This window comes from Nocardioides sp., assembly GCF_030150155.1.
Classification (GTDB): Bacteria; Actinomycetota; Actinomycetes; order Propionibacteriales; family Nocardioidaceae; genus Nocardioides.
The window spans coordinates 137,379-159,537 of sequence record NZ_JASLGR010000006.1 but is presented as its reverse complement, the minus strand read 5'-3'; the positions used below and the strand labels follow the sequence as shown (position 1 = coordinate 159,537).

The following is a 22,159-nucleotide window of genomic DNA, read 5'->3' as shown; positions in this document are numbered from 1 at the left end:
GCCTCAGCTCCGCAGCTGCTCGAGGACCTGTGCCACCTGGTGGCGCAGGTCCTCGACATTTCCGGTGTTGTCGATGACGTACGTCGCCGCCGCCAGCCTCGACCCGCGGTCGAGCTGCGCCGCGATCCGGCTCTCGGCATCCTCCCGGGTCATCCCCCGGTCGCGGATCATCCGCTCCACCTGGGTCTCGTGCGGCACGTCCACCACGATGACAGCGTCGAAGGTGCTCTCCTGGCCGGTCTCGACCAGCAGCGGGATGTCGTGCACGATCAGGGCGCCCGGCTCGGCCGCGGCCACCAGGGCCGCCGAGCGCGCAGCGACCAGCGGCCAGATGATCGACTCCAGCTGGGCCCGCTTGTCGGGGTCGGCGAAGACGATCGCGCCGACCTTCGGCCGGTCCATCTCACCCTCGGCGGTGAGCACCTCGGGGCCGAACACGTCGACCACGCTGGCCAGGCCCGCGCTCCCGGGGGCGACCACCTCGCGGGCGAGCTGGTCGGAGTCGATGATCACCGCGCCGGCCTCGGCCAGCATCCGCGACACGGTCGACTTGCCTGAGGCGATCCCGCCGGTGAGCCCAATACGCATGGGCGCAGCCTAGACCGCACCCCGCCCCGCCGACTTCCGGGTTCACCACCGCCGACTTCCGGGTTCACCACCGCCCAGATCCGGGTTCACCACCGCCCAGATCCGGATTCACCACCGTCTACTCGCCCGACTCCCGCAGGTCGGCGACCACCTGACGCAGGATCCGGTCGAGCTCGGCGCGATCGGGGTCGGACAGGTGCGAGGCGAAGCCGTCGAGCTCGCGGTGCCGGGCCGCGTCGATCAGCGCCCGCAGCCGCGCACCCTCCTGCGTCAGCACGACACACGTCGCGCGACGATCCACCGGATCCGGCTGCCGCTGCACCAGTCCCCGGCGCTCGAGTGCGTCGATCACGTCCGTGGCCGACCGGGGCGCGATCCGCAGGCGCTCGGCGATCACCGAGAGTCGGACGCCGGGCTCCTCGGCGACGGTGCGCAGCGCTCGTGACTGCGACGGCGTGACGTCGTACTCCTCCAGGGCGACGGAGAAGCGACGCCGGAGCATCCGGGCCGCCACCATCAGCAGGTCGCCGGTCGATTCGGTGTGGGTGCTGTGCACGGGAACAAGAGTACAGCGGTGCGGTGTTAGGCTCATAGTGAGTCAACCTCAGCAATTGGAGGTGAGCGTGTGAGCGACTTCCACGCCCCCGGCGGCCGCGGCCGCCCCGAACGCCACGACGGCGGTCCCAGCGACCGCCGCGATCCCCGCAAGCGTGACGCCGACACGGCGCAGCTCCGGGACCACCCCGCCGAGCTTCGGCGGATCGGGCGCCTCTTCGCGCCCCACAAGGGCTGGCTGACCATCGTCGTCGCCCTGATCACCGCCAGCTCCGTGATCGGACTGGCCTCCCCCTTCCTCGTTCGCCACGTCATCGACGTCGCGCTGCCCGAGCAGAACGTCTCGCTCCTGGTCTGGTGCGTGATCGGCATGGTCGCCATCGCCGTCGCCTCGGCCGGCCTCGGCGTGCTCCAGACCCTGATCTCGACCCGGATCGGCCAGCAGGTGATGCACCGGCTGCGCAGTGACCTGTTCGGCCACCTGCAGCGCCAGAGCGTCGACTTCTTCACCCGTACCCGCGGCGGAGAGGTCCAGTCCCGGCTGGTCAACGACATCGGCTCGATGCAGTCGGTGGTGACCAGCACGGCCACCTCGATCGCCGCGAACGTCACCGTCGTGATCGGCACGATCGCGGCGATGGTCGCGCTCGACTGGCGCCTGGCCCTGATCTCGATGGTCGTGCTGCCCCCGGCCGTCCTGACCACCCGCACCGTGGCGCGCACGCGCTACAAGATCACCAACGAGCGGCAGCGGAAGTTCGCCGATCTGCACGTCCAGGTCGAGGAGGGGCTCTCCGTGAGCGGCGTACTGCTGGCGAAGACGCTCGGCGCAGCACCCGCCATGACCCGGAAGTTCGAGCAGACCTCGGCCGAGCTCGTCGACCTCGAGGTGCGCAGCCAGCTCGCCGGACGCTGGCGGATGGCAACGATGCAGATCATCTTCGCCGCCGTGCCCGCAGCCCTCTACCTCGCCGCCGGCCTGCCGGTCACCCGCGACGGCGTCACGATCGGCACCCTGGTCGCCTTCGTCTCGCTCCAGGGCTCGCTCTTCCGCCCCCTGATGGGCCTGCTCAACGTCAGCGTCGACGTCACCTCGTCACTCGCACTGTTCAGCCGGATCTTCGAGTACCTCGACCTGCCGATCGAGATCGACGACCCCACCGACCCCGTCGCCCTGGGCACCGCACGGGGCGAGATCTGCTTCGCCGACGTCACCTTCGGGTACGACGCCACCCAGCCGGTCCTGCACGACATCGAGCTCGCCGTTCCTGCCGGTTCGTCGCTCGCCCTGGTCGGCGCCACCGGCTCGGGCAAGACGACCCTCGCAGGGATGGTCGCTCGACTGCACGATCCCGACTCCGGTGCGGTCACCCTCGACGGCGTCGACCTGCGCGACCTGCGCCTGGCCGACCTGGCCGATGTCGTGGGCGTGGTCACCCAGGAGACCTATCTCCTGCACGCCACCGTCCGGGAGAATCTGCGCCACGCACGGCCCGACGCCACCGACGCCGAGATCGAGGCAGCCGCCCGCGCCGCCCAGATCGACGACCTGATCCGGTCACTGCCCCAGGGCTACGACACCATGGTCGGTTCGCGTGGCCACCGCTTCTCCGGTGGCGAACAACAGCGCCTGGCGATCGCCCGCACCCTGCTGCGCAACCCCCAGGTGCTGGTCCTCGACGAGGCCACCAGCGCCCTGGACAACACCACCGAGCGCGAGGTCCAACTCGCGCTGGACGAACTGTCCCGGGGCCGCACCACGATCACGATCGCGCACCGCCTCTCCACGGTCCGCAACGCCGACCAGATCGCGGTCCTCGACCACGGCCGGATCGTCGAGCTCGGCACCCACGAGGACCTGCTGCTGCGCGGCGGTGCGTACGCCGACCTGGTCCGAGGCGGGCTCACCACCCCGGTCACCGTGCCGTGACCCGAGCCTGCTCAGCGGACCTTCGTGCAGGAGTACGACGACCCGGCGACGGGCCCCACCGCCGTGTCACGCACCGGGCTCCATCGGGCCCAGACGTACGCCGCCCGGGTCCGGAACCTCGCCCGGGGGCTGGTCACCTCGGCGCCGGTCCGCACGAATCGTGACGCCGCCGGACGGGATCGGCAGCTGCGTCCGGCCGCACTCTGCAGCCGGTAGCTCGTCGCGTAGGCGACCGTCGCTGCCCGGGCGACCACCACCCGGTGCCGGGGCGAGGAGCTGAGCGCCTTCGTCACCGGCTTCAGCGACGGCACGGCCACCGCGAGCGGAAGCGACCACTCGCTGGCCAGCAGACCGTTCTCGGCCCGCACACGGACCACCACCACCGCGCCGTTGCGCAGGCCGGTCCGCAGCCACGACGGCGAAGTCGTCGGGGTGCTGGTCCGCACACCGGCTCCGTCCCGCGTCGTCACCTCTACCCGGTAGCCGGCCGTGGCCGGTGTGGCAGGCCACCTCACCCGCACCCGACCGCCTGCCGAGACACCGTCGAGCGCGGGACGCGGTGCCGTCGGCCGAGCGCCGGGCACGACCTCGACGACGGCCGAGGTCACCTCGGCCAGGGAGTTCTTCTTCTGCGGGCGCAGCCTGAACTGATACCGGTGCCCATCGGCCAGCCCCGGAACGACGGCCTGGTAGACACCGTCCGGGAACGGCGTACGGTGGCGGATCCAGGCTGCTGCGGCGGTGGCGTCGCGCATCTCCACCCATTCGGTGTAGACGCCCGGAGCAGCCGCCCACAGCAACGTCGCCTCGCCGACCCCCGGGTAGGCCGTCAACGCCGGCGGCCGGGCGGGACCGACCGGAACGACCGGCACCGTCGTAGGCGCCGTCCCGACGCCGATCGATGCGAGCGCATCCTCCACGCCCGTTGCGATCCGGATCGCACCGCTGCCACTGGGGTGGGTGCCGTCGAAGGTGTCCTGCGACTGGTCCGCCGGCGGAACCTCCGCGACCTCCACCCGGGACCGCTCCGTGGTGAGGTCGGCCGCCAGGGCGCGGAGGTGCTGGTTGTAGATCGGAACAGAGGTGAGCCAGGTGTTGGGGTACTCGACCAGCACCCAGTCGATGTCGGGGTTGACGAGGCGTGAGGTCTGGATCTGGTCACCGATCGCCTCCACGATCCGCTGAGGCGAGACCTGGAGGAAGCCCATGTCGTCGATCCCGATCATGGAGGCGACCACATCAGGCAGGTACGTCGGCACCAACGCCTGCGGGCTCGGCCCAGCGAGCTCGTAGACCGGCCAGCTCAAGGCCTGACCCCAGACCGCTCCGCTGTCGTGATCGAACGCGGGATCGGCGTACTCCTCGTCGTCGGGATTCAGCCCGGTCTCCGGCTCCGGGAGGTGGTGCACCCCGGGCCGCGGTCCGACGAGGTCGAAGCTGACGCCGCTCGATCGCAGGTGCCTGTCCACGAAGTAGCGCCAGGTCCAGTCTCCGCTGGACCCCTGCGTGATGGAGTCGCCGTAGAGCAGGATCCGGAGGGGTCGATCGGCATCGGCGACGCCGGGACGGGCCACCACCAACGACGTGACCACCACGATGATGGCGACGACCACGACGCCGATCCTGCTCACCACGCGACCAGGCTAGAGACACCGCGGCGTCAGCGCAGGCGAATGGGAACACCCGCCGTGGGTCCGGTGACGAACCCGGAACTCACCCGTGGTGAACCCGGATCTCGCGCGTGGTGAACCCGGAAGTCGGCGGTGGCGAACCCGGAAGTCGCGGAACGACGAAGCCCCCCGACCCACCGTGACGGTGGATCGAGGGGCTTCCTCAGTTCTGCTGTTCACCTGGGCCGGAGCCCGAGGAGGAACCTCAGTTGTTGCCGGTGAGCTTCTCGCGAAGCGCCTGCAGAGCCTCGTCGGAGGCCAGCGAGCCGCTGGTCTCGGCGGTCTCGGAGCTGTACGAGGTGGCCTCGCCAGCCTCAGCCTCGGCCTGCTTGGCCTCCTGCTGCTGCTTGACGTGAGCCTCCCAGCGAGCGTGAGCCTGGGCGTACTGCTCCTCCCAGGCGTTCTTCTGAGCCTCGAAGCCCTCGAGCCACTCGCCCGTCTCCGGGTCGAAGCCCTCGGGGTAGATGTAGTTGCCCTGCTCGTCGTAGGTGGCGGGCATGCCGTAGAGGGTCGGGTCGAACTCCTCCACGTCGGCAGCCGTAGCCGTCTCGTTGGCCTGCTTCAGCGACAGCGAGATCCGGCGACGCTCGAGGTCGATGTCGATGATCTTGACCATCGCGTCGTCGTTGACCTGGACGACCTGCTCCGGGATCTCCACGTGACGCTCGGCGAGCTCGGAGATGTGGACCAGGCCCTCGATGCCCTCCTCGACGCGAACGAACGCACCGAACGGGACGAGCTTGGTGACCTTACCGGGAACGATCTGGCCGATCTGGTGGGTCCGGGCGAAGTGCTGCCACGGGTCCTCCTGCGTCGCCTTGAGCGACAGGGAGACGCGCTCGCGGTCCATGTCGACGTCGAGAACCTCGACGGTGACCTCGTCGCCCACGGCCACAACCTCGGAGGGGTGGTCGATGTGCTTCCAGGACAGCTCGGAGACGTGCACCAGACCGTCGACGCCGCCGAGGTCGACGAACGCACCGAAGTTGACGATCGAGGACACGACACCCTTGCGGATCTGGCCCTTCTGGAGCTGGGTGAGGAAGCCGTGGCGGACCTCGGACTGGGTCTGCTCGAGCCAGGCACGACGCGACAGGACCACGTTGTTGCGGTTCTTGTCGAGCTCGATGATCTTGGCCTCGAGGGTCTGACCCACGTAGGGCTGCAGGTCGCGGACGCGACGCATCTCGACGAGCGACGCGGGCAGGAAGCCACGCAGGCCGATGTCGATGATCAGGCCGCCCTTGACGACCTCGATGACGGTGCCCTCGACGACGCCGTCCTCTTCCTTGACCTTCTCGATGGTGCCCCAGGCACGCTCGTACTGAGCGCGCTTCTTGGACAGGATGAGACGGCCTTCCTTGTCCTCCTTCTGGAGAACCAGAGCCTCAACCTCGTCGCCGACAGCAACAACCTCATTGGGGTCGATGTCGTGCTTGATGGAGAGCTCGCGCGAGGGGATGACGCCCTCGGTCTTGTAGCCGATGTCAAGAAGGACCTCGTCGCGGTCGACCTTGACGATGGTGCCGGACACGAGGTCGCCGTCGTTGAAGTACTTGATGGTCGCGTCGATAGCGGCGAGGAAGTCCTCCTCGGAGCCGATGTCGTTGATCGCAACCTGGGGCGCGTCGTAGTCCGGAAGGGCAGAGAGCGTGGTCATGGAGTAGTAGGAACCTTGAGGTTAGGGAGTGCTTCCTAGGAAGCGGGACAGTCCAGCGTACGTCGCGGGCCGCCTCGGAGTCCAACCGGCGTAACTCCTACAGATTCTCCTCGTTTTGGTAACACAGGCTGTTGACATCCCTCACGGGGCGCCTGTGCCACACACCCCGAGGAGTATCCCATGCGTTTCAGTCCCGCCCTGGCCTCCGCGGTCGGGCTCACCACGGCGGTGATCACCTCCATGGTGACACCGAGCCTGGCCCAGGCGGCGGTCGCGCCCACCCCGACACCGCCCGCCACTCCGACGTACACGGCGACGGCCCAGGCCGACGTCCTGCGGATCTCCGCCCTCGGCGTGAGCGCCGGCTCGCTGGCCAACGTCGTCGTCGGTGAGGCCAAGGGCAGCGTCGACAGCCGGGGCGGCAAGGACTCCAAGGGCAACACGGTCAAGGCGAAGGCCTTCGGCGGTGGCCTCGGCCTCAAGGTCGCCGAGGCCGGCGGCGCCCTGGACTACGCACTGCAGACCGCTCCGGAGCCGGGCGACGCGCTGCCGAACTACGGCCCGTCCGCCGACATCACCGCCCTGTCCCCGCTGGTCTCGGCCAAGGTCGCCGACACCTCGGCGCACGCGATGTGGAACGCCCACGCCTCCTGCGCCCCGGCCTCGCTGGTGCCGACCACCTCGACCGCCGGGATCGCGAGCCTCACCGTGCTCGGTGGCACCTCCACGCTCCCGGGCGTGCCCGACCTGCCCTCGCTGCTCTCACTGCCCGGCACCGCCTCGGTGAGCGAGACCATCACCCAGGTGCCCAACGCCGCGACCCCGGCCGACGACCGGGTCCTGGTCGCCGAGTCGCGAGCCAACGTGGCCTCCGTCGAGCTGCTCGGCGGCGCGATCTCGATCGGGGTGGCGCAGGCGCCGAAGCTGGTCGCCTCTGCCAGCGGTACGCCGGGCGGCGCATCGGTCAGCTACACCCAGCCCGTCCTCACCGTCAGGGTCGGGTCGATGGCACCGCAGACCCTCGACGCGAACAACAAGGTCCTGTCCCTGTCGAACATCCCGGGGCTGGGCACCGTGCTGGGCTCGATCGCGAACGTGGAGCTGAGCCTGGGCTATCTGGGGACGCAGAACCAGAGCCTCGCCGCCGACGGCACCAGCGCGAGCGCCGACGTGGCGCTGCTGCACGCCAAGATCAGCCTGCTGCCCGTCCTCGGCGGCGGTCTCACCGTGCTCAACGCCGACGTGGTGCCGCTCTCCTCCACCGTCACCGTGCCGGCCGGCGGCATCGACTGCACCACCGACCCCGACGGCGACGGCCTCAGCACCGCGGTGGAGACCGCCCTCGGCCTCGACCCGTACCACCCCGACACCGACGGTGACGGGATCGCCGACGGCGCCGAGGACAACGACGGCGACGGTCTGACCAACGCCGAGGAGGTCAACGGCACCCCGGCGACCGACGCGGCCAAGGCCGACACCGACGGCGACGGCCTCACCGACGGCCAGGAGCGGCTGACTAACACCGACCCGACGAAGGCCGACTCCGACGGCAACGGCGTCTCCGACGCGGCCGAGGACCCCGACGGCGACGGCCTGACCAACCTGGCCGAGGTCAACGGCGACCCGGCCCACCACGTGCCGGCCACCGACCCGCTCAAGGCCGACACCGACGGTGGCGGCGTGGACGACGGGCACGAGGTGGCCAACGGCACCGACCCGACCGACCCGAGCGACGACCAGGTGGTCAGCGGCGCCGTCGACACCGACAACGACGGGCTGACCGACGCCACCGAGCACAACATCGGGACCGACCCGTCGAAGCCCGACACCGACGCCGACGCGCTCACCGACTACGCCGAGGTCGTCACGTACGCGACCAGCCCGCTCAAGGCCGACACCGACGGCGGTGGGGTCGACGACGGCGCCGAGGTCGCCCGGGGCACGAACCCGCTGGACAGCTCCGACGACCTGCCCACGACCCCGACCACTCCGACCACCCCGACGACGCCGACCACGCCCACCGGGCCGGTCGACACCGACGGCGACGGCCTCACCGACAGCACCGAGCGCAACATCGGCACCGATCCGCTCAAGGCGGACACGGACGGTGACGGCCTCAACGACGGGCTCGAGGTCAAGACCTACAAGACGAACCCGCTCAAGGCCGACACCGACGGCGACGGGCTCACCGACGGCGCCGAGGTGAAGGGCTTCCGGGTCGTCTCCCGGCTCCGCCTGATCGGGGCGAAGAAGGCCACCCGGGTGGTGTGGGCGGTGCGGACCAACCCGCTCGTGGCCGACACCGACGGTGACGGGATCAGCGACCGGGACGAGATCCGGGGCACCGGGAACAAGCGCTGGGGCTCGCGGCCCACCAACCCGCTCCAGGCCGACACCGACCGCGACGGCCTCAAGGACGGCCAGGAGACCAAGCGCTACAAGTGCAACCCCAACGACTGGGACACCGACCGTGGCGGCAAGAGCGACGGCTGGGAGGTCAAGCACGGGTGGAGCCCGCTGAAGAAGGGCAAGCTCCCTCCGGGCCAGAGCAAGCACACGAAGAAGTGATCGTCACCGGTCTCGCCGATGGGGCGGCGGGACCGGTGGACTCGGGGCTCCAGCGGGCACGGACTCAGGTCCGTGCCCGCTGGCGCGTGTGTGGGCCGATAGCCTGGCCCTGTGAGTGAGCCGCAGGGGCCGATCGTGTACTCCGATCGCCGGGCCGTGAGCGAGACCGAGTCACGACGGGCCAACGGCCCGGACTGGGACCGCTACGCCGACGAGTATCAGGCCACCCACGGCCCGTTCCTCGGTGACATCGGCTTCATCTGGGGCCCCGAGGGGGTCACCGAGGAGAGCCTTCGGGTCCTGGGCGACCTCGCCGGCCGGCAGGTGCTCGAGCTCGGCTCGGGTGCGGGCCAGTGCGCACGCTGGGTGCGGCACCAAGGCGGGACCTCCTACGGCCTGGACCTGTCCCACCGCCAGCTGCAGCACTCGCTGCGCCTCGATGACGCGACCGGGGTCGCCGTACCGTCGGTGCGGGCAACCGCCACCGCGATCCCGTTCGCCGACGACTCCTTCGACGTCGTGTTCTGCTCGTTCGGCGCGCTCCAGTTCGTCGCCGACATCGAGGTCGCCGTCGCCGACGTGGTCCGGGTGCTGCGCCCGGGCGGCCGCTTCGCCTTCTCGATCACCCACCCGACCCGGTGGATGTTCCCCGACGACCCGACCGCCGAGGGGCTCACCGCCTCGCAGTCGTACTGGGACCGCACGCCGTACGTCGAGATCGACGTCACCACCGGCACCGCGTCGTACGCCGAGCACCACCGCACGCTCGGGGACTGGGTCGGGCTGCTCTCGGCCGCCGGCTTCCGGCTCACCGACCTGATCGAGCCCGAGTGGCCGGCCGACAACGACCGGATCTGGGGTGGCTGGAGCCGCGCCCGGGGCGAGTTGACCCCGGGCACCGCGATCTTCGGTGCCGACCTGCTCGCCACCGCCCAGCGCTGAGCGACGCCCCTGACAGTCAACGGCGCCCCCAGGACCAGGTCCTGGGGGCGCCGTCGTCGGTCTCGCGTCTGATCAGGCCTTCGCCGCGGGGCGGCGGCGCAGCAGCCACACGCCCAGGGCCACGAAGGCGATCCCGATGAACGGGGCGTAGTAGCGCGCCAGCGTCCCGACCAGGCCCAGCGAACGCTTGTTGCTCTTGGCGGTCTTCACGTTGTCGGCGATGGTCTGGTCGGTGTACTTGACCGCGACGTCGAGGACGTTGGTGCCGTCGGGCAGGGTGACCTTCTGGGTGCCCGTCTGGTCGATGAACGAGCCGGTCTTCGGGTCGACCCAGACCGTCTGCGTGGCGGCGTACGTGCCCTGCGTGCCGGCGGCGATCTCAGCCTGCGTGGCCGGGATGTCGACATCGAAGCGGTAGGTCGTGAGGCCACGGATGGTGCGCTCGCCCTTGTAGACCGCCGTCGTGGTGGCACCCAGGGTGCTGTCCCAGTAGGGGTAGTCCTTCTTCTTCGTGTTGAAGGGGAACTTCACCACGACACCCTCATAGGGCTCGACCAACGAGGCGTCGAGGATGTACTTGCTCTGGTCCTTGACCGGCCAGCTGCTCTTGCGGTCGATCGCGAACGCCTTGTGGGCGATGTTGACGATCTGCTCGTCGGTGCCCGCCAGGACGAACTTGCCCGACCCGTCGATGCAGTACTCCGAGGTCAGCGCCATGCAGCTGGTCTGCTCCATCGCGATCACGTCGCCATTGGAGTGCTTCGGGTCGACCTGGGTGTGGACGATGTAGGTGACGTCCACCGGGGTGTCGGACTTCGCCAGGCTGCCCGAGGCCTGACCCGTCAGCCGGGTGTAGGAGTCGGTGTCCAGCGGGATCCGGTAGGCAGCGTCCTTCCCCCAGAAGATGGAGACGGCCGCGGCGACGAGCGCGAAGGCACCAACAAACAAGGACAGGCGTCCAAGAACAGCACGCACGGTTTAACCCCTCCCAAGGTCACGGAAATGCTTCCGAACCTTAGCAGTTTCTCAGGGGTGCTGTGCCATAGGTCACACGAGCCTCGCCCGTGAGCGGACTCACCCCTTCGATGTCCTGTTCGGCGGCCCGTATGCCATAGTCACGCCGTGGACCGCCCTGCCCTCACCGAACAGCCCCCGGCGACCCGTCGCGGCACCAGCCGAGCACTGCGCTGGTTGCAGACCGAACGGGGCGTCGTGGTGAGCGCGATCGCGATGATCCTGGTCGCCCTGGTGATCCGCTCCTGGGCCGTGTCGGGCTCCTGGTTCGCCTTCGACGACTTCGTCTTCATGTCGTGGGCCCAGACCGACGGTCTGCACCTGTCCAGTCTGATGCGCAACTACGGCGGCCACGTGATGCCGGCCGGGATCGCGCTGAGCTGGCTCAACCTCAAGATCGCCGGCCTCGGCTTCTGGCTGACCGCGATCGAGCTGATCGCCGGCCTCGCGCTGACCTACGGCGGCGCGCTGATGCTGCTGATCACCGCGTTCGGCAAGCGCCCCGGCATCCTGCCGCCGCTGGCGCTGCTGCTCTTCACCACCTTCACCATGCCGACCACGGTGTGGTGGGCGGTCGGGATGAACCAGACCCCGGGCCTGATCGTGATCATGTGGGCCGGCATCTTCCACCTGCGCTACCTGCGCTCGCGACGCTTCCGCGACGCCCTGATCGCGATCGCGATCACCGTGGTCGGCCTGGCCTTCCAGGAGAAGACCCTCTTCGTCTACTGGCTGTTCGCGCTGCTGGCGGTGGGCTACTTCGCCCAGGGTGACATCGTGGCACGGCTCCAGCAGGTCTGGCGGCGCTATCGCGCCGGAGTGGTGCTGTACGGCGTGGTGGCGGTCGGCTACCTGGCGATCTACCTGTCCACCGGCAGCGCCTTCAGCCCCTCGCCCGACCAGGACCAGCCGCTGACCGCGGTCGGCTCCCGGATGATCGGCACCACCTACGCCACCGGCATCCTCGGCGGCCCGCTGAAGTGGGACATGACCGGCGGCACCTGGCCCTCGGCCGCTCCCCCGCCGCTGCTCACCTGGGTCGCGTCCGGCCTGGTCCTGCTCTTCCTGGTGCACGTGGCCCAGACCCGCCACCGCTCGCGTCGGGCCTGGCTGCTCGTCGCGGTCCCCCTGATCGCCGACATCGTGCTGGTCACCGCCGGGCGCTCCGTGCTGGGCTCCATCCTCGCCCTGGAGTACCGCTACGTCACCGAGCTGGCCGCGTTCACGATGATCGCGCTGGCGCTGGCCACGATGCCGCTGCTCGGCGCCCCCGAGCAGGTCGAGTCGACCCGGGAGAGCGCGCTGCTGGACAAGCCGGTGCGGGTCACCCTGGCGATCTCGGTGATCGCGGTGCTCGGCACCGTCTCCTGCGTCGAGTACGCCCACCGCTGGCACGAGGTCAGCCAGCAGGGCGGCAACCGGTACGTCAGGGCCGTCGCCCGCACGCTGGACCACCTCACCGAGCCGACCGCCATCGCCGACACCCAGGTGCCGCAGACGGTGATGTGGGCCTACGGCTACCCGGACAACACCGTCAGCCACGTCTTCCGCTGGAAGGCCGCCAAGCACGTCACCTTCCCGACGATCAAGGCCGACACGATCGCGGTCTTCGACGACACCGGCCACCTCGGGCCGATGATGGTGACCCCGCTGCGTCAGGCGGCCCCGGTCGCCACCACCGGCAACGGCGTGGAGTCGGGTGCGACCAGCGCAGGCTGCGCCTACCCGGCCAAGCACGGCGCCGTCTCGGTGCCCCTGGACGGCCCGATGCTGGGCACCGGCTGGTGGACCCGGGCGGCCTACTACGCCGAGACCGAGACGCCGATGTCGATCACCGCCGGGGACCAGCACTACGAGACCACCCTGGAGCCCGGCCTGCACTCGCTCTTCTTCATCGCCGGTGCCGACCGGATGGACGAGATCTCCTTCTCCGGGATCTCGGCCGGCGCGCACCTGTGCATCGCCGAGCTCTCCGTCGGTACGCCGACCCCCGCGCCGTGACCTCCACCGCGGCCCGCCGCCGGTACCCGACGCTGGACGCCGTACGCGCGGCGGGAGCGCTGATGGTGGTGCTCACCCACGTCGCGTTCAACACCGGCCAGATCAACCACGGCTGGCCCGGCGCGGTGCTCTCCCGCCTCGACTTCGGCGTCGCGCTCTTCTTCGTCGTCTCCGGCTTCCTGCTCAGCCGGCCCTGGTTCCAGGCTCGCACTGCCGGGACCCCCGATCCGGCGCTGGGCCACTACCTGTGGAAGCGCGCGCTGCGGATCCTGCCGATCTACTGGGTCGTGGTGGTGGTCGCCCTGGCCGCCGACCCGGCCAACCGGCACGCCTCGCTGGGCGACTGGGTCAGCAACCTGACCCTGACCCAGCTCTACCGGCCCGCGCCGCTGTCGAGCAGCCTCACCCAGATGTGGAGCCTGTGCACCGAGGTGGCCTTCTACCTGGTGCTGCCGTTCCTGCTGCGGCTGCTGCTGGGCCGCGGCCGGTTCTCCCTGCGCCGGACCCTGGCCGGCTTCGCCGGGCTCAGCGTGCTGGGCCTGGCCTGGACCGCGTTCGCCCAGCAGATCGCGCCGAGCGACTGGCATGTCGGGCAGTGGCTGCCGGCGTACGTGCTCTGGTTCAGCGTCGGCGTCGCGTTCGCGGCCTGCAGCGTGGTGCCGAGCGTGACGGCACGGCTGGACGACGTGGCCCGTGACCTCACCGGCTGGTGGATCCTCGGCCTGGCGCTCTTCGCGATCGCGTGCAGCGACGTCGCCGGGCCCCGCCTGCTGGTGCCGCCCACGTCCTGGGAGGCGGTCGCCAAGTCGCTGCTGTATGCCGCCTCGGCGGGCTGCCTGATCCTGCCGCTGGTCTTCGGCCCCGAGCGCGAGGGCCGGGTGCGCCAGTTCATGACCGGGCGGGTGCCGACCTGGCTGGGCGAGATCTCCTACGGGATCTTCTGCATCCACATGTTCGTGCTCGTGGTCGGCATGCGGGTGGCCGGGATCGACCCGTTCACCGGCCGCTTCGCGGAGGTGCTGGCCTTCACCCTGGCGATCACCCTCGTCGCCGCGGGCCTGTCCTACCGGTTCCTGGAGTCGCCGGTGCTGCGGCTGAAGAACCGCGGCCCGCTGGCCCGCAGGGACCCGGCGATGAGCGCGACCGCGACCACCGCCGACCACTGAGCCAGGCCGGCGAGGTCGCTGCCCCGCTCCAGCACTCGCGGCAGCACCGAGACCAGCACCGCCCCGGCGGCCAGCGGCCCCCACGGCTCCCCCTCGCGCAGCCCCGGCAGCCGTCGCCCGGCGACGATCAGGACCAGGCCCAGGGCGGCACCGATCCAGCCGGCGAGCAGCCCGAGGGCCAGCACGGCCAGCACACTGTCGACGTACGTCGGCTCGCCGGTGCCCAACGGTGCCAGCTCGCGCCGTGGGCGGCTCCGCACCAGGACGACGGCGACACCGAGGACGCCGAGCGCCCCCAGCACCAGGCCGACCCGGTAGACGGTGTTGGCCGGCATGTCGAGGCTGACGGTCCCGGCCAGTCCGGCCGGCACCACCCAGCCCTGCTGCCAGCCGTCGACGCGGAGCGGGGTCAGCACGGTGCCGTCGAGGGTGGCACGCCAGGCGGCGTTGAAGTTCTGCGGCAGGCTCAGCACCCGCTCGTCGGTGGTCGCCACCGCGATCTGGACCGAGGTCGGGGTGTCGCGTCCGTCGCGGGTGACCGGCAGGGTGGTGCCGGTCAGGGCACGGTCCGTGGTGACGCCGGTGGTCGCGTCGCTGTCCTGGGTCTGACTCTGCGGCTGGGCCTGCGCCAGGGCGGTCAGGTGCAGGGTGTCGACCCGGGCCAGGTCGCTCGGGGTGGCGAGCACCGTCGTGGTGCCCGCACCCAGCCGGCGTACGGCGTCACCGCACGGCTCCAGCGCGACGTCGTCGCCCCGCACCAGGGCCGACAGGGATCCGGTGAGCCGGGTCGCGACCACGGTGCCGTCCACGTCGATCCGGGGCCCTGCCGCACAGCCGAGGGTGGCCTGGGAGCCGCCGACCTGCTCGCCGTTGATCAGCAGCTCGGAGATCCCCGGGTCCAAGGTGGCGGGCTGGCCGTCGTCGATGCTCAGACCCTTGCTCCAGGTCAGCACCCTGATCGTGAGGTGGTCGGTGCGCCAGCCGGGCAGGCGGGCGTCGCCGTCGTGGAGGGTGACCCGGAGCCGGTGGGCGCCGGCACGGATCTCGACCCGTTCGGGGCTGCGGGCGGCGGCCGTCGACCCGGTGGCCAGGGTGAGCGAGTGCAGCACCCGGGGCGTGTCGAAGCGCAGCGTCACCGAGGCGTCCTCCTCGGCACGCCAGGTGGTGGCCGGGTCGCCGTCGATCATCGCGACCGGTGACTCGGCCAGGTCGACCGCGGCCGAGCCGGTGGTGCGCAGGTCGACCCCGGCGGCTGCGGCCAGCGCCCTGCTGCCGGACGGGTCACGGCGCAGCGAGGCGGTGCCGCTGAGCCGGTACTCCCCCGCGTCGGTGGTGAGGCTCCGGTCGAGGTGGTCGCCGTCCTCGCCATTGGTGCCCAGGTAGGCCAGGCAGGTGACGGCCTCGTCGATGAGCGGGCACGCCGAGGTGCCCCGGTCGCGGGTGAGGTCGATCGCCTCGACATTGACACCCGTCGGAGGCGTGGGCAGGGCCAGCACCCGGTGGGCGCTCAGGCCGGGGACGGTGAGCTCCGCGATGCCGACCTGTCCGACGGCCCCGGGAGCGGTGTGCAGCGTGACACTGAGCGAGGTGGCGGCGGTGGCACGGAGGGTGACCGGGAGGTCGGTGCCGGCCGCTGGGGCGTCGACCCGGGTGCTGGCCGCACCGGCGCGGAGGTCCACGGAGGTGACGGTGCTCAGCCCCGACGGCAGCCGGAGGGTGACCCGGTCGACGTCGGTCGGCTGGTCGAAGGTGACGGTGAGCCGCTGTCCATCGGTGGCGGTGCCCGCAGCGCTCTTCCAGGCGGTGGTGTCGTCGCCGTCGAGGGCGGAGCCGGGGGTGGCGCCGCGGTCCAGGGGCGGCTCGGCGTCGACTGCGGCCTGGGAGGAGGTGGCCGTGACCGCGCTGACGCCCTGCCAGGCCAGGGTGGTCTGCCAGGCCTCCTGGTCGGCGATCACCCGGTGGAACTGCTCGCGGCCGGGCCGCAGCGGCGACGAGCCGGCGGCGTCGGTCGCGGCGACGTTGCGTCGCACGGCCTGGAAGGCGACCTCACGGCGGCGCATCCCGTCGGTGAGGACCACCGGCGCCGAGGTGGCACCGCCGGTCGCGGTCGCGGACGCGCTGGTGCCGAGCAGGTCGGCGGTCAGCGGCAGCCCGCTGCCGACGTCCCCCATCACCGAGGTGCCGCGCTGCTGCAGGGTCGCCGTGGCCGGGGCGCTGACGGCGTAGAGCTCGACGGCGCTGTACTGCCCGGCAAGGCCGCGGTTGACGACCACCCGGGCACCATCGGAGCCGGTCTGCAGGCGGGTCTGGCCGACCTTGTCGCCGTACCCGGCGACCCGGGTCAGGCCGGGGCTGTTCTCCAGCGCGGCGTGGACGTAGGCGGGGTCGGGTGCGCCGGTGGCGGCCCGGTCGAGGTCGTTGCGCACCACCAGGGTGCCGACCCCGGCACGGGCGAGCAGACCGGCCAGCTGGTCGCTGCCGTGCCCGCTCTCCAGCAGCGCGGTGACCTGGTCGAGCAGGTCGACGTTGCCCGGCTCGGCCAGCGGCACCACGTTGCGCACCGCCCACGGTCCGGTGGCATAGGGCTGCAGGATCCCGTCGCGGGTCGAGCCCCAGGTGTAGTCGTCGAACGCCGCAGCCGGGACGACCAGACTGGTCCCCGTGCGGCTCCCGGCGGCGTCGGCCGCCTGACGCCAGTACGTCGGCACCGCGGTGAAGCCGCCCGGTGCTGCCACCGATCCCTGCGCCCAGGGCAGCGCCAGGCCGACCAGCACGACGGCGGTGGTGCCGACCAGCATCCGGCGGGCCAGGGTGGCCACCGCCGGGGTCATCTGGCGGCCCTGCAACGGCCGGGCCAGGGCATGGGCGATGCCGAGGCTCAGGGCCAGCCGGATCGCGACGTCGTACTTGTGGGTGTTGCGCAGTGCCGCCAGCGCACCGTCGAGCCAGGACTGCCGCTCGGCGGCGCCCCAGCCGTGCACCTGGCCGACGTAGCCCAGGCCGACCAGGACCAGGCCGGCCAGCAGCAGGCCGATCCCGAAGCGGCGCTGCGGGTGGGCACGCAGCGCCAGCCCGGCCAGGCCCAGACCGGCGATCGCGGCGGCGTCGAGCAGCACGAACGGGGTCCCGAGCACGGTGGTGCCGGCCGGGTAGGAGCCGCCGCCGAGGTAGGGCGCCCAGTTGGAGGTGCCGAGCAGGCTGTTGGACGGGTCGGTGACCGAGGAGGTCAGGGTGGCGTTCTCGATGTAGTCCAGGAACGGTGCGGCGTAGCGCCCCAGCAGCATCAGCGGGATCGTCCACCACAGCGTCGCGGCGACGGTGAAGATCCCCCACCAGCCCAGCAGCCGCCAGCGGCGCGGGCCCGGGGCGCGGGTGAGCAGCCAGATCACGCCGATCGGGATCACCGCCGAGGCGGCGGTGGCGTTGACCCCGCCGCAGCAGGCCACCAGCAGCGCCGCCGCCGCGGCCGCCTTCACCACCGATCCCCGTTCGGAGCCGCGGATCAGCGGCACCAGCACCCACGGTGCCAGCGCGGTGGGCCACAGCTCGACGGAGCTCTCCCCCAGGATCGAGGTGATCCGTGGTGCCAGCACGAACGCGGTCGCCGCGGCGACCTGGCTCCACGGGGTGCCCAGCCGCAGCTCGCGCAGCAGCCGCAGGATACCGAAGAACGCCAGGTTGAGCAGCAGCGCCCACCACAGCCGCTGGATCACCCACTCGGGCAGTGCGATCAGCTTGCCGAGGCCGAAGAACGGCCCCATCGGCCACAGGTAGCCGTAAGCCTGGTTCTGGATCTGGCCGAATGCCGCCTCGGCGTCCCACAGCTGGGTCGCGTTGGCCAGGAAGCGCCACGGCGCCGCGACCAGGTCGAACTTGGTGTCGGGCACGATCCGGCCCGGGGACTGGGCGAAGGCCAGGGCGGTCAGGATCGCCGCGTAGCCCCAGCGCCGCAGCCGCGAGGTCGCCGAGGCAGAGGTCACCGCTTTCGCAGAACGAGCAGCAGGTTCCACGAGAGCACCTCCCCGATCACCGGCACCCTGACGATCCAGCGCGCCCACCAGGGGTGGTAGCGCGCGACCCGGGCGAGCACCTCGCCGGCGTTCTGCGCACGCGCCCAGCGCAGCATCTCGGCCGCGGTGACGGCGTACATCGACTCACCGAACTTGTTCTTCGGCTCGTGCCCGTGGGTGCGCGCATAGCGTCGCCGGGCGTAACGGCCGCCGAGGAAGTGCCACGGCGAGGTCTCGTGGCCGCCCCAGGGGCCGTACCAGAGCGTGTAGGAGAGGAAGACGATCCCGCCGGGCTTGGTCACCCGGAGCATCTCGTCGGCCATCGCGGCCCGGTCGGGGACGTGCTCGAGCACGTTCGAGGAGTAGCAGACGTCGACCGACGCGTCGGCGAACGGCAGCCGCATCCCGTCGCCGATCACCGTGCCCGGCGCGATCTCGCCCTGCCCGGAGAGCTCCCCGACGTCGGCGTCGAGAGCGAAGTACGTCGCCCCCGCGGACTCGAACGCGTCGCGGAAGAACCCCGGGCCGCCGCCGACGTCGAGCACGACCTTGCCCGCCAGCCCGGCGCTGCCGGCGTACGCGCTCAGCTGGCCGACGGAGTCGGTCGCGAGCGCTGTGTAGAACCGGCGCGGGTCGTCCTGCTCATGCCGAAAGTCGGCGAAAAGACGGACCGAGCGACGCACGGTCGGGGCCCACGAGTCAGCGTTCAGGGACCGACGAAGCACCGCCGCAGGGTAGCCCACGCATCGCGCGTGTGCACAACGTCACAGCAAAAGGTTACTGTTCAGTACTGGTTTCCTTGGGAGGGGTTGCCTTGACTGCACGACACGTTGTGATGCTCACGTGGCGGGACACCGGAAACCCCGAAGGGGGCGGCGCGGAGGTCTATCTGGACCAGGTCGCGCGCGGACTGGTGGAGCGCGGCGACCGGGTCACGATCTTCACTGCCGCCTACCCCGGAGCGGCTCCTGAGGAGACCTCCGAGGGCATCCGCTACGTCCGTCGCGGCGGCAAGCTCACCGTCTACCTGTGGGGCATGCTGCTGCTGGCGCTGGGCCGGCTGGGTCGCCCCGACGTGGTCGTCGACGTCCAGAACGGCCTGCCGTTCTTCACCCGCCTGGTCACCCGGGCGCCGGTGATCGTGCTGGTGCACCACGTCCACCGCGAGCAGTGGCCGGTGGTCTACCCGGGGCTCAAGGGCCGGATCGGCTGGTGGCTGGAGTCGTCCTTCGCGGTCAGGCTCTACCGGCGCTGCCAGTACATCGCGGTCTCCCGCGCCACCCGCACGGAGCTGATCGAGCTGGGCGTGGACGGGGACCGGATCGCGGTGGTGCACAACGGCACCGAGGCCCGCCTCGACGTGCACCCGCGCAAGTCGACGTACCCGAGCATCTGCGTGGTCGGCCGACTGGTGCCGCACAAGCGGGTCGAGCAGGCCATCGACGCGGCCGTCGCGCTGCGTGCCACGATCCCTGACCTCCGGCTCACCATCGTGGGCAGTGGCTGGTGGGGCACCGAGCTGACGGCGTACGCCGCCCAGCGCGGAGCCGGGGAGACCGTGGAGTTCCTCGGCTTCGTCGACGACGCCACCCGGGAGGCGGTCTACGAGCGCTCCTGGGTGATGGCGGTGCCCTCGCTCAAGGAGGGCTGGGGCCTGGTGATCACCGAGGCGGGACGCTACGGCACCCCGGCGATCGCCTACCGCAACGCCGGGGGCACCACCGAGTCGATCGAGGCCGGTGTCTCAGGGCTGCTGGTCGAGACCGAGGAGGAGTTCGTCGAGCGGCTGCGCGAGGTTCTCACCGACGAGGTGCTGCGCAAGGAGCTCGGCGAGGGGGCGCTGTGGCACGCGGCCCGGCACACCTGGGAGCAGTCCCAGACCAACTTCGCGGCCATCGTCGACGCCGCCGAGCGCGGCCAGGTGGTCAGCCCACAGCTGTGAGGCTCACAGCGAGGTGCGCTCGAAGATCCGTCGCGGGACGGCCCTGATGATCGCCATGATCAGCCGCCAGCGCCGCGGCGCATAGACCACCGGACGACCGGCCTCGACCCCGGCGACGATCTCGGCGGCGACCGCGTCGACGTCGGCCAGCGCAAGCTTGCCGCCACGCAGGTGGTCGGTCATCGGGGTCGCCGTCGGACCGGGCTTGACCAGGGTGACGGTGACCGGACTGGACGCGAGCCGGTGCTGCAGCCCCGCGACACCGGTGGCGACCATCGCCTTGGCCGCACCGTAGAGGTAGTTGGACTGTCGCCCGCGGTCCCCGGCCACCGACCCGAGCACCGCCAGCGCCCCGTGCCCTTGGCCCTCCAGGCGCAGCGCGACCAGGTGTGCGGCGAGCAGCGCCAGGGTGCCGTTGACGTGCAGCAGGTCGGCGCCCACCTGCGCCGAGGCGTCCGCCTCGGCCTGGGACGGCATCGTGCCGAAGGCGATCATCACGATGTCGACGGGACCGTCGGCGAAGATCGCGTCGACCGCGGCACTCACCGACGTGGCGTCGCTCAGGTCGGCACTGATCGGGGTCACGGTCACGGCCGCACCCCGAGCGCTCAGGTCGGCGCCGGTGCGCTCCAGGCGCTGCGCGTCCCGGGCCACCAGCCGCAGCGCCAGCGGCTGCCTCGCCTGGCCGGTCTGGGCCGTCCACTGCCGCAGGCAGGCCTGGGCGATGCCGCTGGTGGCACCCAGCACAGCGATCGTGGTCATCGTCTCTCCTCGTCGGTGGACGTGTCGGTGGTCGGGTCGCCTCAGGCGAGGCCGAGGCGTCGGGCCTGCTCGGAGACGAAGACTCCGGTGGCGCCGTACTGGGCGCGGATGCGGGCGAACTCGTCGATCCGGTCGTAGCCCGCGGCGAAGGTCTGCGCGCTCATCCGGGAGTCCTTGGTCAGGTAGAGCCGGCCGCCGGCCTCGATCACGAGCCGGTCCAGGGCGTCGCACAGCGCGAACGCGGCCGGCCCGGTCTGGACGTCGACGGCCAGGGTGTAGCCCGGACGCGGGAAGCTGAGCAGGTTGTCGTTGCCCGCCCCGAAGACCTTAAGCACCGCCAGGGGCGAGGCCAGCCCACTGGCCGCGATCAGCCTGACCGCCTCGGCCAGGACGGCCCGGCCCGCCTCCAGCGGCACCACGAACTGGTACTGCAGGAAGCCGCGCCGACCGTAGAGCCGGTTCCAGTCGCTGAGCCGGTCCAGCGGGTAGAAGAAGGGCTCGTAGTCGATCCGATGCTGCGTGAGCGGCCGCCGGACGCGGCCGTAGTAGAGCGCGTTGAACGCGGTCACGGTGGCGCGGTTGAGCAGCCGGGCCGGCATCTCGACCGGCACCGGCAGGCCGGGACCGGAGGCCTGGCCGAGCTCGCCGTCGGCAGCGTGCTCGCCGAGCATCACCAGCGACCGTCCCAGGTGGGCTCCGGTGGCGACCAGGTCGATCCAGGCCACCGAGTAGGTGACGTCACCGTGCTGCTCGAACGCCTCGATCGCGGCGTCGAGGTGCGGGACCTTGAGGACCGTCTCCTCGATCATCCGCGAGCGCACCGCGCGCAGGGTGAACGTCGCCTCCAGGATCACCCCGGTCAGCCCCATCCCGCCGCAGGTCGCGTGGAAGAGGTCGGCGTGCTCGGTGCGCGAGGCGGTCACGATCTCGCCGCTGGCCAGCATCAGCCGCAGCGAGGTGACGTGGTCGGAGAAGGAGCCGTCGCGGTGGTGGTTCTTGCCGTGCACGTCGCTGGCGATGGCGCCGCCCACGGTGACGAACCGGGTGCCCGGCGTGACTGGCAGGAACCAGCCCCGCGGCAGCGCGACGGCGAGCACGGCCGACAGGCTCACCCCGGCCTCGCAGGTGATCACCCCGGTCTCGTCGTCGAAGGCGATCAGGTGGTCGAGGCCGGTCAGGTCGAGGGTGCGCTCCCCCAGTGAGCTGTCCCCGTAGCTGCGCCCCAGCCCGCGCGGGGTGAGCGGCCCGGCGGCCACGGCGGCGGCGACATCGTCGTACGAGCGGGCGAGGGTGAGCTCGGTGGGGACGACCGGGTAGCGGCCCCAGCCCGACAGCGAGACCTGGCTCATCG

At 71.3% G+C, this 22,159-nt stretch carries 15 protein-coding genes; 6 read left to right on the top strand and 9 right to left on the bottom strand.

Features of this window, described 5'->3' with window-relative positions; genetic code table 11:
- Positions 1-3: 3 nt before the first annotated feature.
- Positions 4-588: a dephospho-CoA kinase gene (gene coaE, locus Q1V88_RS01510; protein WP_300676945.1), complete on the bottom strand. Its 585-nt coding sequence runs from the start codon at positions 586-588 to the stop codon at positions 4-6.
- Positions 589-706: 118 nt separating this feature from the next.
- Complete coding sequence (locus Q1V88_RS01505) at positions 707-1,144, bottom strand: MarR family transcriptional regulator (RefSeq protein ID WP_300676942.1); 438 nt, start codon at positions 1,142-1,144, stop codon at positions 707-709.
- A gap of 69 nt (positions 1,145-1,213) precedes the next feature.
- Between Q1V88_RS01505 and Q1V88_RS01500 the strand changes: the two genes are divergently transcribed.
- Entirely contained in the window at positions 1,214-3,073 is a 1,860-nt protein-coding gene (locus Q1V88_RS01500; protein ID WP_300676941.1) for an ABC transporter ATP-binding protein, read from the top strand.
- Between the two features lie 11 nt (positions 3,074-3,084).
- Here Q1V88_RS01500 and Q1V88_RS01495 read toward each other — a convergent pair whose 3' ends face one another.
- On the bottom strand, positions 3,085-4,707 hold the full coding sequence (locus Q1V88_RS01495; RefSeq protein WP_300676939.1) for a hypothetical protein: 1,623 nt from the start codon (positions 4,705-4,707) through the stop codon (positions 3,085-3,087).
- A 241-nt stretch (positions 4,708-4,948) separates the two neighbouring features.
- Entirely contained in the window at positions 4,949-6,403 is a 1,455-nt protein-coding gene (gene rpsA, locus Q1V88_RS01490; protein ID WP_300676937.1) for a 30S ribosomal protein S1, read from the bottom strand.
- A gap of 180 nt (positions 6,404-6,583) precedes the next feature.
- On the opposite strand from rpsA, the gene Q1V88_RS01485 reads away from it, so the two are divergent.
- Both Q1V88_RS01485 and Q1V88_RS01480 read left to right on the top strand, forming a co-directional pair.
- Positions 6,584-8,971, top strand: a complete 2,388-nt coding sequence (locus tag Q1V88_RS01485) for a binary toxin-like calcium binding domain-containing protein (RefSeq protein ID WP_300676934.1) — start codon at positions 6,584-6,586, stop codon at positions 8,969-8,971.
- Positions 8,972-9,082: 111 nt separating this feature from the next.
- Positions 9,083-9,913, top strand: coding sequence for a class I SAM-dependent methyltransferase (locus tag Q1V88_RS01480; RefSeq protein WP_300676932.1), 831 nt, complete (start codon positions 9,083-9,085; stop codon positions 9,911-9,913).
- Between the two features lie 72 nt (positions 9,914-9,985).
- Here Q1V88_RS01480 and Q1V88_RS01475 read toward each other — a convergent pair whose 3' ends face one another.
- Positions 9,986-10,888: a DUF3068 domain-containing protein gene (locus Q1V88_RS01475; RefSeq protein WP_300676931.1), complete on the bottom strand. Its 903-nt coding sequence runs from the start codon at positions 10,886-10,888 to the stop codon at positions 9,986-9,988.
- Between the two features lie 147 nt (positions 10,889-11,035).
- Here Q1V88_RS01475 and Q1V88_RS01470 point away from each other — a divergent pair, with 147 nt between their 5' ends.
- Complete coding sequence (locus tag Q1V88_RS01470) at positions 11,036-12,928, top strand: hypothetical protein (protein WP_300676929.1); 1,893 nt, start codon at positions 11,036-11,038, stop codon at positions 12,926-12,928.
- Positions 12,925-14,094 (top strand): acyltransferase, encoded by a 1,170-nt coding sequence (locus Q1V88_RS01465; protein ID WP_300676927.1) that lies wholly within the window; start codon positions 12,925-12,927, stop codon positions 14,092-14,094. Before Q1V88_RS01470 ends, Q1V88_RS01465 begins: the two co-directional genes overlap by 4 nt.
- Here Q1V88_RS01465 and Q1V88_RS01460 read toward each other — a convergent pair.
- Together Q1V88_RS01460 and Q1V88_RS01455 are read right to left on the bottom strand one after the other, a co-directional pair.
- Entirely contained in the window at positions 13,992-18,074 is a 4,083-nt protein-coding gene (locus Q1V88_RS01460) for an alpha-(1->3)-arabinofuranosyltransferase family protein (RefSeq protein ID WP_300676923.1), read from the bottom strand. The genes Q1V88_RS01465 and Q1V88_RS01460 overlap by 103 nt on opposite strands.
- Complete coding sequence (locus Q1V88_RS01455) at positions 18,071-18,829, bottom strand: class I SAM-dependent methyltransferase (RefSeq protein ID WP_300676921.1); 759 nt, start codon at positions 18,827-18,829, stop codon at positions 18,071-18,073. The genes Q1V88_RS01460 and Q1V88_RS01455 overlap by 4 nt, the downstream gene beginning before the upstream one ends.
- Positions 18,830-18,939: 110 nt before the next feature.
- On the opposite strand from Q1V88_RS01455, the gene Q1V88_RS01450 reads away from it, so the two are divergent.
- The gene (locus Q1V88_RS01450) at positions 18,940-20,046 is read left to right on the top strand and encodes a glycosyltransferase family 4 protein (RefSeq protein WP_300676919.1); all 1,107 of its coding nucleotides are present in this window, start codon (positions 18,940-18,942) and stop codon (positions 20,044-20,046) included.
- A 3-nt stretch (positions 20,047-20,049) separates the two neighbouring features.
- Here the strand turns inward: Q1V88_RS01450 and Q1V88_RS01445 are convergent, their stop codons facing one another.
- Together Q1V88_RS01445 and Q1V88_RS01440 are read right to left on the bottom strand one after the other, a co-directional pair.
- Positions 20,050-20,808 (bottom strand): SDR family NAD(P)-dependent oxidoreductase, encoded by a 759-nt coding sequence (locus tag Q1V88_RS01445; RefSeq protein WP_300676916.1) that lies wholly within the window; start codon positions 20,806-20,808, stop codon positions 20,050-20,052.
- 41 nt (positions 20,809-20,849) lie between these two features.
- Positions 20,850-22,157, bottom strand: a complete 1,308-nt coding sequence (locus tag Q1V88_RS01440; protein WP_300676913.1) for an FAD-binding oxidoreductase — start codon at positions 22,155-22,157, stop codon at positions 20,850-20,852.
- Positions 22,158-22,159 lie beyond the last annotated feature (2 nt).